General features: G+C 69.0%; 8 protein-coding genes, 1 tRNA gene and 1 pseudogene. 7 read left to right on the forward strand and 3 right to left on the reverse strand.

What is annotated here, in order from left to right:
• Positions 1-5 precede the first annotated feature (5 nt).
• From QSK45_RS15200 to QSK45_RS15230, 7 genes and pseudogenes are all read left to right on the forward strand, one after another.
• The gene (locus tag QSK45_RS15200; protein WP_285557011.1) at positions 6-1,319 is read left to right on the forward strand and encodes a nucleotide-binding protein; all 1,314 of its coding nucleotides are present in this window, start codon (positions 6-8) and stop codon (positions 1,317-1,319) included.
• Positions 1,316-5,317, forward strand: a complete 4,002-nt coding sequence (gene eccCa / locus QSK45_RS15205) for a type VII secretion protein EccCa (RefSeq protein WP_285557013.1) — start codon at positions 1,316-1,318, stop codon at positions 5,315-5,317. The genes QSK45_RS15200 and eccCa overlap by 4 nt, the downstream gene beginning before the upstream one ends.
• Before the next feature lie 151 nt (positions 5,318-5,468).
• A complete protein-coding gene (locus QSK45_RS15210; protein ID WP_285557014.1) occupies positions 5,469-5,867 on the forward strand; it encodes a DUF6507 family protein in 399 nt (132 codons plus the stop codon).
• Positions 5,868-5,872: 5 nt separating this feature from the next.
• Positions 5,873-7,924 carry an EndoU domain-containing protein gene (locus QSK45_RS15215; protein WP_285557016.1) on the forward strand — a complete coding sequence of 684 codons (2,052 nt, stop codon included), beginning with the start codon at positions 5,873-5,875 and terminating at the stop codon, positions 7,922-7,924.
• Between the two features lie 24 nt (positions 7,925-7,948).
• Complete coding sequence (locus tag QSK45_RS15220) at positions 7,949-8,365, forward strand: hypothetical protein (RefSeq protein WP_285557019.1); 417 nt, start codon at positions 7,949-7,951, stop codon at positions 8,363-8,365.
• 258 nt (positions 8,366-8,623) lie between these two features.
• Complete coding sequence (locus QSK45_RS15225) at positions 8,624-10,060, forward strand: DUF6177 family protein (protein ID WP_285557021.1); 1,437 nt, start codon at positions 8,624-8,626, stop codon at positions 10,058-10,060.
• Positions 10,061-10,084: 24 nt separating this feature from the next.
• Positions 10,085-10,198, forward strand: a pseudogene (locus QSK45_RS15230) (phosphotyrosine protein phosphatase); the annotation flags it as partial.
• A gap of 36 nt (positions 10,199-10,234) precedes the next feature.
• Here the strand turns inward: QSK45_RS15230 and QSK45_RS15235 are convergent.
• From QSK45_RS15235 to QSK45_RS15245, 3 genes are all read right to left on the reverse strand, one after another.
• The gene (locus QSK45_RS15235; RefSeq protein WP_285557112.1) at positions 10,235-11,020 is read right to left on the reverse strand and encodes a DUF8757 domain-containing protein; all 786 of its coding nucleotides are present in this window, start codon (positions 11,018-11,020) and stop codon (positions 10,235-10,237) included.
• Between the two features lie 120 nt (positions 11,021-11,140).
• Entirely contained in the window at positions 11,141-11,821 is a 681-nt protein-coding gene (locus tag QSK45_RS15240) for a DUF488 family protein, N3 subclade (RefSeq protein WP_285557023.1), read from the reverse strand.
• Between the two features lie 244 nt (positions 11,822-12,065).
• A tRNA-Pro gene (locus QSK45_RS15245) sits at positions 12,066-12,139 on the reverse strand.
• Positions 12,140-12,201 lie beyond the last annotated feature (62 nt).

Raw genomic sequence — 12,201 nt, forward strand, 5'->3', positions numbered from 1 at the left:
CGGTGATGACGACTTCCGGCCGCTGGCAGGACGACGTGCTGCGTGAGCTGACCGCGGGGCCGGCCGCCGAGGTGCGCGAGCAGCCTGCGCCGGGTGAAGCCCGGCAGCCCTTGCCCGTGCGCCTCCCGGACGAGGAGCGCCCCAACCCGGGTCGGCCGTCCCGCGAACAGCACACCACGGGTCCGGTCTCGCGCGAGAACGAGCAGCAGTCCGCCCCGCACACCCCGGCTCAAGCGCCCCCGCGCATGGCGAACGAGGTTCCGCCGGCACCGCCGGCCCAGGCCCACGCCGGTACCGGCTCCTCCGCTCCCGGCGTCGAGGCAGCCTCGCGGATCCCGGCGACGCCACCGAACGCATCCCCCGCCGTACCGCCGCCCCGCCAGGCCCGGCTGCCCATGGCGACGCCCGAGCCTGTGCCGACGCTCGACCCGCGCCTCGCCATAGCGCTTGGTTCTCCTCAGCACGGCGACTCGCTGGTCCGGCGCTCGGGCCGGTCGCTGCGCAAGCTGACTTCGTCGGCTGCGCAGGAGGTCGCCGAGGAGAGCCGGCTGGGCGGTCTGCTGCAGCAGCCGGTGACCACGGGCCGGGTGATCGCGGTGACGTCGATCCGAGGTGGTGTCGGCAAGACCACGACCGCCGCGCTGCTCGCGCGGACGTTCAGCCACTACCGGCACGACCCGGTGCTCGCCCTGGAGGCGGACGCCGCTCTGGGGACGCTGCCGGTGCGGATGGGCGCTCAGTCCGTACGCTGGTCGTGCGTCGAACTCGCCCGGATCCTCACCCCGTCGATGCAACTGACCGACGTCACCGGGTACCTGGTGCCCGTTGCGGACGGCGGCTGGCTGCTGCCCGCGAGTCAAGGGCGGGTGGGTGCCCCGCTGGACGTCGCGACCTACCGCACTGTCACGCTCGCGCTACGGCGTTACTTCGCCGTCACGGTGGTCGACTGCGAGACGCTGCCCGGCGAGGTGGCCCGCACCGCGATGGACACCGCGCACGCGCGGGTGGTCGTTGCCCCGCTCACCGCCGAAGGGGTGGGCGGTACCCGCATCGTCCTGGACTGGCTCGGCGGGCTGCCGCATGGCGCGCTCGCCTCCACCGTCGTGGCCCTCACCTCGAACACGCCCGATGCGCATCTCGATCTGAAGGCCGCCACGGCCCATTTGCGGGAAACCGGAGTCACCCTCGTGCATCTGCCCTACGACCGGCATCTGGCCGGTGGCGGACCGATCATGCCCGACCGGCTCGGCGAGGCCACGCGCCGCGCGGCCACCCAGCTCGCCGCCGAGACGCTGCAGAGGGCGGTGCGGGTGCGTTGACCCAGCAACAGGTCCACCGCCCAGCACGCTCGACGCGTCCTCTGCTCCCGCTGGCGGCCCGCACGATCGAGCCTCCGCCGAACCTGCCCGAAGGCAAGACCGGCAGCCCGGCGACCGCGCTGTTGCCGATGGCCGGCGTCATGAGCTCGGTCGTGATGATGACGGTGATCCGCTCCAGCCAGTTCGCGGGCCTGGGCGCCGTCGTCCTCGTCATCGCGCTGCTCGGTGCGGTCGCCCTGTTCCTCTCGCAGCGCGGCAAGGCACAGCGCCAGCGGCGCGTCCAGCGTGAGCGGTACCTGGAGTACCTGGAAGAGCTGCGCGCCAATCTGGGCGCTGACGAGCGAGAGCGTCGTCGTGCCGCCCGGCTGTTGCACCCTGCGCCCGCGGCCCTGTACGACGTTCTGCGTGATCCGGGCCGGCTGTGGGAGCGGCGCCGTACGGACACGGACTTCCTTCACATGCGGGTCGGTGTCGGTGACGTACCCGTGCAGGAGCTGACTATCGGCCAGCAGGCGGTCGGAGGCGTGCTCACCCCGCCTGACCCGTTCATGCTGAACGAGGCGCGCGCCCTGCAGGCCCGCTTCAGCACGGTGTCGGACCATCCGCTGACCGTTCCGCTGGACCGGGCCGGCAACGTCAGCATCGTTGGCGACCGTGCGGGGGTGCTGCGCGTCGCGCGGTCCCTGCTCGTGCAGGTGGCCGTGGCCCACGCGCCGGACGACGTGGCCGTCGCGCTCGCGATGCCCGGGGACCGTGTCGAGGAGTGGGAGTGGGCGAAGTGGCTCCCGCACGTTCTCGACCCGCAAAGCCATGACGGCGCCCTCGCGGCACGCCGTATCGCTCCAGGCATGGCTCAGCTGGCTCAGGTGATCGGCACGGATCTGGGGCGGCTTGCCTCGTACGCGGCGGAGGTGCGCCGTGGGCTGTCCGACAGGAAGGCGCTCGCGCTGACCGACCGGCTGCTGGTGCTCAGCGACGCGTACGGGGAGAACGCCGTCGACCTTCCGCGTCCGGACGCCGCCGTCGCCCTGGACGACATGGGTGTCACGGTCCTGCACCTGCTCGCCGAACAGATCCACGAGCCCGATCACGTGTCCGTGCGCATCACCGTCGACGGCGACGAGGTCACCGTAGAGGATCTGCGCGGAGAGCAGGTCGTACGGACGGACGGGGTCGTCGACCGCACCGAGCTCCCCGAGGCCGAGGGCCTCGCCCGAGCCCTCGCGCCGCTGCGGCTGTCCGCGGAGACCGCTGCCGAGGGCATGCCCGTCTCCGGCCCGGTCGACTTCCCGCAGCTGCTCGGCATCGACGACATGGCCGCCCTCGACCCGGTCCGGACGTGGGCGCCGCGCGGGGAGCGGGACTTCCTGCGCGTGCCGATCGGCCTGGACGACCGGCATCAGCCGGTGCTGCTCGACCTGAAGGAGTCTGCCGAACTCGGCATGGGGCCGCACGGGCTGTGCGTTGGCGCGACAGGCTCCGGCAAGAGCGAACTACTGCGTACCCTCGTCCTTGCGCTGGTGACGACGCACGGACCGGACGATCTGGCGATGGTCCTCGTCGACTACAAGGGCGGTGCCACCTTCGCCCCGTTCGCCGGCCTGCCGCACGTGGCGGGGTTCATCACGAACCTGGAGAACCAGGCCGGACTGGTCGAGCGTGTCCACACCTCCCTCGCCGGTGAGATCAAACGCCGCCAGCAGGTCCTCAAGGACGCGGGCAACATCGCCGACATCGGGCACTACCGCACCTTGCGCGCCACGACCCGGCCCGAACTTGAGTCGCTGCCCCATCTGTTCGTCGTCATCGACGAGTTTGGTGAACTCCTCACCGCGAAACCGGACTTCATCGACCTGTTCCTGTCGATCGGCCGCATCGGCCGCTCCATCGGTGTCCACCTGCTGCTATCCAGCCAGCGCATCGAGGGCGGCAAGCTCAGGGGGCTGGAGACGTACCTGTCGTACCGGCTCGGTCTGCGCACCTTCTCGGCGGATGAGTCCCGCACGGTCCTGGAGACCACCGACGCCTTCCACCTGCCGCCCCTGCCCGGTTTCGGCTACCTGAAGGTCGACACCTCCACCTACACCCGCTTCAAGGCGGGCTTCGTCTCCGGTGCGTACCGCGGCCCCGCCGTACACGAGAGCACCGTCGACGCCGAGCCGCTCGCCTGGACGTACCCGGCGTTCAACGCCCCGGCACAGATACCCACGACGGCGGATGACACCCCGGCGCCGCGTGAGCGCGAGACCGGTCCGACGGTCCTGGGCGTCGCGGTCGGCCGGCTCACCGAAGCCGCCGAACCGGTGCGCCGGATCTGGCTGCCGCCGCTGCCCGAAGCGCTCACTCTCGACGTGGCAGCGGGTCCCGTACAGGTATCCGCTGACGGCCTCCGGCTCGCCCACCCCGGCGGCCCGATGCAGGTGCCGCTGGGCGTCCTCGACGATCCGGCCCGGCAGTGGCAGGGCCCGTGGGTGCACGATCTGAACTCCGCGGGCGGGCACACTGCCGTCATCGGCGGCCCGGCCTCCGGCAAGACGACCCTGCTGCGCACCCTGGCGCTCTCCCTGGCCCTCACCCACACACCGCGTGACGTCGCAATCTACGGCCTGGACCTGGCCGGCGGTGGCCTGAGCGCCCTGGCGCACCTGCCGCACGTCGGCGGTATCGCGACCCGCGCCAGCCACGAGCGCGCCGCCCGTACCGTCGCCGAGGTGCGCGCCATGCTCGCCGAGCGCGAGGAGATCTTCCGCGAACGGGGCATCGACTCGGTCGACCAGCTGCGGGCTTTGCGGGGACGAGGGCAACTTCCTCAGCCCGGTTCCACCGACGTGGTGCTGCTCATCGACGGATTCGGTGCTCTGCGCGACGAGTTCGCGCACCTGGACGACGATGTGGCCGACCTCCTCAAACGTGGCAGCGGCTATGGCATCCATGTCGTGGCGGGGATGCTCCGCTGGAACGATGTGCGCATCGCCACCCAGTCGCTGTTCGGCAGCCGCATCGAACTGCGCCTGAACGACCCGGCCGACTCCTCCGTCGACCGCAAGCTCTCCGCGACTCTCTCGGCGGACACACCGGGCCGGGCTCTGACGGACGGCAAGCTGTTCGCCCAGGCGGCACTCCCTCGCATTGACGCCCATGCCACGACGGACGGGCTCGGCCAGGCCCTGGAGCAGGCGGCGGCCACCCTGCGCGCCACCTGGCACGGTGACACCGCCGCGCCCGTGCGGGTGCTGCCGACCAGGCTGCCCGCTCATCGCCTGCCCTCCATCTCGGCGGAGCCGCGCGCGATCCCGATCGGTGTCGACCAGGAGACCCTCTCCACGACCGTCTTGGACCTGTTCGGCGCCGACCAGCACCTGCTGGTCCTTGGCGACAACGAGTGCGGCAAGACGAACCTGCTCAGGCTCGTCTCCCGCTCCCTCATCGACCGCTACGACAAGGACGAGCTGGTCTTCGGTGTGTTCGATCCGCGGCGCGGCCTGCGGGGAGTGATCCCGGAGCCGTACCGCGGCGGCTACGCGCACAACGCCGCCCTCTCCCAGGCACTCGCCACCGGCATCGCGACCGAACTGGAAAAACGCCTGCCGGAGGCCCCCGACCCCGACGCCCTGACCGATGAGCCGTCGTTCACCGGTCCGCGGATCGTGATCCTGATCGATGACTACGACATCCTCACCGCGGCCGGACAGCAGCCCCTTGCCCCGTTCCTGCCCTACATCTCCTCGGCCCGCGACATCGGTCTGCACTTCGTCGTCGCCCGCCGGGTCGCCGGAGCCTCACGAGCCCTGTACGAGCCGTTCCTGACGGCACTGCGTGAAACCGGGACGACGGCGCTGGTGATGACGGGCGACCGCACCGAAGGCCAGCTCTTCCCCGGCCTGTACGCCTCCGCCCAGCCGCCCGGCCGCGGCACCCTGGTCCGCCGCGGCCACCGTCACCAGCTGATCCAGACCGCGCTCGCACCCGAGACCGAGCCAACGCAGTCCCCAGCATGACCAATTAATGGGCGTGCCGCGCCTTTGGCCAGAAGCGTGTGGCTGCTGCAACAACCCATCTGATAGGGATGAATGTCCTGTTGTCAGTGGCGCGTGCGACGCTGAGCAGCGCTGATGGAACGTATCTGCGGTAGACGCAACGGGGGTTGACGTGACGGGGTGGGACATCAGTCCCAGCGGGGTGGAGTCCATTCTGTCCTTGGTGGGTCTTGCGGCCGATGACCTGAGCAAGGACGTCAAGGCCTACGGTACGAGCGTCCAGGACGCGGCGGAGTCCGCGGGCACGATCAGCGGTCCGTACTGCGGTGGCCCGCCGGTGGGGCCGGTGGGTGCTGCGGTCGCGAACTTCGTGTCCGACACCGAGAGCTCGATCAGGTTCATGGCGGCCCGCATCAAGAAGACGATGGACGGGACCGTCAAGGCGACTGGCGCGTACATCGACGGTGACCTGGCGATGGCCGCCCGAGCCCAGCGTGACGCTGCCAAGGCGCCCACCCCGGCCGAGCTTCGGGCCGTGGGCGAGCGGGCTAAGCACGGGGGCGGGGAGTAGTTGGCGTGATCGAGCCAGGTGGGATACCCCAGTACACCGGCGACTTCGGCGCGTTGTCCAAAGCAGTCACCGAGCTGCGCAAATACGCGATCGGAATCCGTAACGCCGGCCAGGACGTCCATTCGCGCTTCCAGGCGACGGCCGCGTTCTACAAGGCTCCGGAGGCGGACCAGCTCTTCTCCTCCACCCAGCCGGTGATGGACACGGCGGACGAGTTCGCCGGCCACATCGAGTCCCTCGCCGATGCCCTGGACACCTTCGTCGGCGAAGCGAAGCCCTACGCGGACCGCTTGAAGCATCTGAAGGAGAAGGCGATCGCCTTCGTCGACAGCGTTGAGGGCGACGACGGCTGGACCAAGGACCAGCACAAGGTCGACGAGCACAAGGCCCTCATGGACGGCGTGGCGGAAGCCGTCGTGGGCTTTCAGAGGGCGGAGCACAACGCGGCGGTCAAGATCGGTGCCATCAGCCCGGCGCTGTGCCGCCCCGTCGGCGACGAGGGCGGTACGTACGGCATCAGCGTCGACAAGCTCGAATCCATGCCCGACCTGCCGTGGGGCACTCCCGAGGGCCGCACCTACGACCGCTGGAGCATGGACTGGTGGGGCCACGGCATCAAGAGCTGGGCCTGGGACGGCCTCGTCAAGGACAGCCTCTGGGGCGGCTTCGTCGGCCTGGGCACCTTCGAGGACAACATCCTGGGCATCAACGGCTCCGACGCACAGCACCAGACCTGGGACGGCCTCAAACGCACCGTCGTCGGCGCCTACGCCTACGGCATGGACGCGGTCGGCGAGGGCGACCACCTCTCGGACTGGCAGCGCGGCAGCGAGGCGTACGCCAAGGAGTTCGGCAAGCAGTTCATCGCCTACGACGAGTGGCACAAGGACCCGGCCCGCGCCCACGCCGTCACCAGCTTCAACATCCTCACCGTATTCGCGGGCGGTGGTGGGGCGCTCGCCAGGCTGGGCAAGACAGGCAGATTCGTGGAAGCCGCCGGCACGGTCGCAAAGATCGGAGACGCCCTGGATCCAGTCTCCGGCGCCGCGAGGGCGGCGAGGGCCCTTTCCGATCTGCCGAAGGTGTCCGAGGTACTGACCAACGTCAGCGAACACCTGCGGCTGCCGAAGACGAGGTTCCCCGACGGCGCCCTGGACGACCTCAGCAACCGCTACAGGGTCGACAAGGACGGCAACTTCATCGCCCTCAAACCGGACGGCACGCCCGACACCAGCCCGGTCACGCGCGAGCCTGCCGCGGCTGACCGCGTGTCTCCCGCTGGGCCAGGTGATCGAGAACCTGTTGGCGTCGGAGGCCGCGCGCCCGAAGCCACCTCCCATGCGAGTGGCCACGGAGCCCTGCCCGGGTCGTCCCATGGCGCCGCTCACGCAGGAGGCGAAGGCGGACACGGCGCACCCACCGCCTCCCACCAGCCCGGCCACGCGGGTCACAGCGGTTCGGGGACAGGAACGGCACCCACCACTCACCACGGTGCGAGCGGCGGCGGTCATGGGTCCGGCCACGGGTCCGGGGGCCACGGCGGTTACCACGGTCCCGCTGGCTCTGGAACGGGGCACGGCGGCGGTGGAGGTCTCCACCACGGTCAGCACGGACCGCAGCCGCCCGCCCCCCAGCCGAGCGGTCACATCCCCGAGCACACCTTCGAGCACGTGCTCAAGGGAGAGCTGAAGTACGGCAAGGACGGCCAGCCCAGGGTCGTCGGATACCATTTTCGTCCAGATGGTCGTGATCCCCGCGGCATAAAGGTCCCGAAGATCCTGAAGATTGATCACAAAACGGGGCTGACGCAGGGCAACGTGTGGATGCGTGATCCGCGTACCGGCACCTGGGTGATGAAGCGGGCCAAGACGACCTTCTTCCCGCCGACGTGGACGGAGCACGAGGTTCGGCGGGCGATGGTCAAGGCGTTCGAGAACAGCCAGGTGGTCGATCCCGAACTTCACATGTGGCGAGGCGAATACAAGGGGATCACCTTTGAAGGCTATTTCGACCCCGTCACGGGTGACGCGAAGACCGTCTACCCGATCATGCCTTAGCAAGCAGCAGAAGGAGATCAGTAAGTGATCCGCACTCAGTACTATGCCCAGGACGAATTCGGGGTACCGCGCTTCAACGGTCCTGCGGAGCTCAAGGTTCTAGGGCACTGGGTGACCTCCGACATCCAGCTCTCCCCGCTTGCCATTCTGGAAGCGATCGACCTGGTGAGGCTGGCGCAGTCAGACCCCGGATTCACCCCGGAAGACCTGGATGGAAACGCCCACACCGCCACCATCAGCCCCCAGGGCGTCGCGATCGAAAACCACTTCTTGGAGCACGTTCAGGGTGAATTCCCGCTGGACAAGGCATTGGCGGTCCTGATCGACTTCTGGGACTACTACCTCCTGGTGCACCCCGACGATGTCGTGTCCTACTGGAACGAGTACGTAAAAGAGAACGGGCGGGACCCGCTCGCGGGGCTTCGAGACGTCACGGTGTGATTCACCCTCCAAAGGATCCTGGGGACGCCTTCGGCAACCCCAGGTATCAGGAGTGTGTGCCCGGGGCTCATAGCGTTGATGAATGGTCCGGCCGCCCCGGACTGATCGGCGCCGCCAATGTTCGAGGAAGGGGTATGTGCACTATGACGACGGTCGGCCCCGATCTGGCAGACAAGCTCCGATCGCCGAGAACACCGCCCGTCACTTGATCGAGGCAGCACCCGCGGTCCGGCAGGGCCACGCTTCAGAAAGCAGCACATGCCCCAGGACGTCATCGCCCTCACCTCGCAGATGCCGGACATCAAGACGCTGCTGGCCGCACTGCACGCCGGCGGCCCGGACCTGCGCGTGAACCGAGCAGCTGGGGGATCCGTGGCCCAGTTGTGCACGGACGACGGAAAGCTCCTGGTCTCCGTGGAGGCCCCCCGCTACCTGCAAGTGCCGGGCGAGACGGAGCGGCTGCTGGGACCTGGCGTTCGGACAGAGGGACCGGTGTGGTGGACCGAGGTGCGGGCGTCCACCGCCATCGCAGAAGCCAGGCTGCTCGCCGGCTCGGTCGCGGGACGGCTGACAACGCTGCTCGGCGGCATCACATGGCCGCCTGAAGCCGCCCATACCGACGTCGTGGCCGTCCCGGCCACGGGCGAGGTGACGGTCCCGCCCGCTGACGTGGACGTACTGACCGACGCGGATGTGCTGACCGACAAGAGCGTCATCGTCATCTACGACCGCCCGGTCGTAGCCGCCACGACATGGCTGACCGAGGCGGTGCGAACGGCGGCACAGAGTCGACGGGAGCTGCATCTCGTCACCTCCCCCAAGACCCGGCTGAGCCTGCCCACCCGCACCGTGCTGGAGCGCATGCCCGCACGCTGGGTCGTACGCCACCCCGAGAACGGCTACTACGACGGCCTCTCCGGAGCCGTACTGCGCTGGCACGACGGACGCTTCACCCCCGCTGCCGACAACGGCCTCCAGATCGCGGACGCCTTCCAACCCCCGCCCGGCAAGGGGGGTGAACGGCAGTTGCTGCTGTCCATCCGCACCATCCACCCCGTCCAGGAGCACCTGCTACTCGGTGGCGCTCTGGAGGACGCCTGGCAGACCCTCACCGGACTGCCGCCGGCCGGATGGGCCACCGCCGAGCCCGTCAACGTCCCTTGGTCGCCAAGGCAACTGACCGACCTGGCCCGCAGCCGCGCCCGCCAGGCCCAGCCCACCTGGACTGTCGCCGTAGGCACCGCCGACCGCCCTGCAATCGCCACGTTGAGCATCGCTCACACGCGAGACGGCGTAGAGGAGCACATCACCCTGGCTCTCGGCTACGCCGCCGACGAGCGAGCACCGATCGAGCTCCTGCCCGAACTCGCCGAATCCCTCGCCGCCAGGCACAACCTCGCCACAATGATCAGCGAACTGCGTGCGGCGCGCGCCGACCTGACCACTCCGGCCCACTACGAACCGCCGTCGATCCCGGTCTCTCTTACTCTCGGCACGGACGCCGTGGCCGATCTCGGCATTGGTCATGCCCGCAATGCCCTGCCGGACAGCACCTGCACCGAACTCGGCCCGGCCGGTCGCCCCGCCCTGCACTACCCGCTCGGCGACGGCACCGACCCCGTCGCCTGGCAACGCCTGCGACACATCAACGAACACCTGAAACGTGAAGGCGGGGCTGCTTCCCGACCGTCCTGACGGCCACTGCCCCATCGGCTCCAGCAGCGGTACCTGGATTGGCAGCTCGACGACCCTGCTGGTCGGGGTGTCGAAGCCGTCCGACCGATCCGGGACGCTATCGAGCGACGCTTACGCAGCCTGCTCGCCGATCTTGGCAATCCGGCGGCGCGTGGTGGCCGTCAGCCGCGCCAGTCAGTCACCAAACAGGCTCTCCTGGACGTACTCGACGACATTCGCCTTCGGGCGGAACAGGCCCAGCAGCATGAAGGTCTTGGGGTGGGCCGCGATGTTGCCGACGAAGAAGTGGACGGCACGGTCAGGAGCGAACATCGACTCGTACCAGCGCTCCCGCAACTTGTCCTGCAGGGCGTGTTCGCCGTACTTGCGCAGGAACTTGCGGTACGACGCGCCGGCCTCCCAGTCCTTCAGCGCCATGTCGTGCGTGGGGCAGTCGGCGTCCGCGCAGCGGAACTTGTAGCGGAATTCCAGAGGTACCCACTCAAGCCGGTCCAGGTCCTGTTCGAAGAGGTCGAGTTGGTCGGCCAGCGCGGCCTTGGACTCAGGCCAGGGCTCTGCCGCCGCCAGCCGGAAGCTGACCTCCCTGGGCCGGAACACGCCGAGTGAGATCCCGCGCTCCTCCTGGTCCCTCTTGATCGCACACAGGGACGGCGAGACGAGCGGCTCGACGTACTTGTACCGCTGCTTCCAGTCGCCGTCCGCCGGCACCTCGCCCACGATCTTGAGGGTGTCGAGGTCTGGCCGCAGACTTTCGGGCCGCGAGTCACGCTTGCCGTGCGGCTCGACGTCGACCTCGATGATCGAGTACTTGGAGAACTGAGCCTCCTCCGCGAGGAGCCGAAACGGCACCGGAAAGAGCCGTACGTGCTGTGGTGCGCCCTGGTCCAGCCGTATGCCTGCCACGCAGCTGGTCTCGCGGTACTTGTTGGACAGCTCCGGATACGTCTTGACGGTGATCATGATCGTCGCGCGCTGCCGATTCCCCGATCCCATGGTTGCCCCCTCCACAGATCTCCCCGATCCGATTGGAGGAGAGGCATGCGCCACTGGCAAGGGCGCGTGCAGGGGCGAGGGCTGAAGTCAGGCCAGGGGGATCACGGGCACAGCGGCCCGCTCGCGGACCGTCTCCAGGACGACCTGCCGGTGGCACCGGGTCTCGTCCTTCTCGAAGCACAGCACCGCGACCCGCGACTGCTGGGCGTGCTCTGCCAGGCGGCCGAGATCGGCCTGCGCCTCCTCGGACCGCAGCACATCACGGAAGCGGGCCCGGCCCACGTCCAGGCGGCCGTCCCAGAACGGCGCCCGGTTCTCCTTGGGATTCCCCAGGCCACGCAGGTGGGTGTACTCGATGCCGGCCTCGCCCAGCGCCTCCCCGAGGCGGGTCTTGCTGAAGCCCTTCTTGCGGCTGATCGGCGTCAGCCGGACGTCCGCCACCACATCGATACGGCTGTCGAGGAGCGAGGCGACGAACGAGTCGATGTCCCGCCCTTCGTAACCGGCGGACCACAGGCCGGGCGTGACGTGGGTCTCCCGGAACAGATCATCCAGGGAGACCTCAAGAGCCTCTGAGACCGCGCCGACGGTGAAGAAACCTGGCTGGATCGCTCCCTCGCCCTCCAGGCGGGCCAGGGTCCTGGTGCTGATACAGGCTTCCTTGGCGAGCCGCTCCCGCGACCACCCACGGGCTTCCCGCAGAGCCCGCACTCGCTGGGCGAGCGCGCGAGCGTGGTCGTGAGGACGCGCTGAGTGATGGCCTGCCATGTGTCGTGATCCTAATGGCGGTTGAGGCGGGCGGGCATGGTGTTCCCGGCCAGTCCACAGGGCCGGATTCGCGAACGCGCAGGTCCGAGTGCCCTCAGCTGTCGCACTCCATGCAGCCTCACCGGGCACTCTCTGGGAGAAGCCGACCAAGATCTTCTCCCGGGTTTCTCCCAAACGATCTCCGGAAACCCGTCAGGGCCACCTACTAGTGACTAGTAGGTGGCCCTGACCTGGTACTACGGCGTCGGGGTGGCGGGATTTGAACCCACGACCTCTTCGTCCCGAACGAAGCGCGCTGCCAAGCTGCGCTACACCCCGGTGTCACTGCTTCTCGCGGCGACGTCGTTTACTTTAGCCCACTGGGGGCCAGGAAACGAAAT

This window comes from Streptomyces hygroscopicus subsp. hygroscopicus (genome assembly GCF_030269125.1).
In the GTDB taxonomy this organism is placed as follows: Bacteria; Actinomycetota; Actinomycetes; order Streptomycetales; family Streptomycetaceae; genus Streptomyces; species Streptomyces hygroscopicus_C.

What these genes read in the sequence shown, in the direction of transcription:
- QSK45_RS15200 (WP_285557011.1), top strand. Translation starts at nt 6, where the DNA reads ATGACGACTTCCGGCCGCTGGCAGGACGACGTGCTGCGTGAGCTGACC.
- QSK45_RS15225 (WP_285557021.1), top strand. Translation starts at nt 8,624, where the DNA reads ATGCCCCAGGACGTCATCGCCCTCACCTCGCAGATGCCGGACATCAAG.
- QSK45_RS15235 (WP_285557112.1), bottom strand. Translation starts at nt 11,020, where the DNA reads ATGATCACCGTCAAGACGTATCCGGAGCTGTCCAACAAGTACCGCGAG.
- QSK45_RS15240 (WP_285557023.1), bottom strand. Translation starts at nt 11,821, where the DNA reads ATGGCAGGCCATCACTCAGCGCGTCCTCACGACCACGCTCGCGCGCTC.